Genomic DNA, 402 nt, shown 5'->3' on the forward strand with positions numbered 1-402 from the left:
GAGGGACGCGCCCGCGCCCATCTCGGTCGTGCTGCCGGCGAGCGCCTTGTCGAGCCCGTCGAACCCGGCCTCGGCGCCCGGGGTCGTGACCCGCTTCCCGTTGATGACCTGATCGGAGAAGAACGCGCGAGCGCTCTTGATCGTCTGGTTCATCTGGAACTCGGTCTCATTGGTCGCCGCAGCGCCGAGGGCGGACAGGACCCGGTCGACTTCGAACGCCCCACCCAAGGGGCTGAGATCGACGGTGTAGCGCTGCCGCTTGGCCTGCGCCTTGGGGTACTCGGTGTTAAGCGCTCGGAACTGCGCCGGGCGCTCGGTGATCAGGCGCGTGTACCCGTACGTGAGGGTCGCGCCCCCACCGGCGGGGGATACGACGTCGTCGAAGACGAGATTGTCGAGCAG

Annotated in this window: 1 protein-coding gene; it reads right to left on the reverse strand. The window is 68.4% G+C overall.

Annotated features, from left to right (window positions below; all coding sequences use genetic code 11):
- Nucleotides 1-402, reverse strand: a 402-nt coding sequence (locus G3I71_RS49230) for a major capsid protein (RefSeq protein ID WP_343243323.1), incomplete at both ends; no start/stop codon positions are given.

Origin of the sequence: Streptomyces sp. SID12501 (genome assembly GCF_010550245.1) — a bacterium.
In the GTDB taxonomy this organism is placed as follows: domain Bacteria; phylum Actinomycetota; class Actinomycetes; order Streptomycetales; family Streptomycetaceae; genus Streptomyces.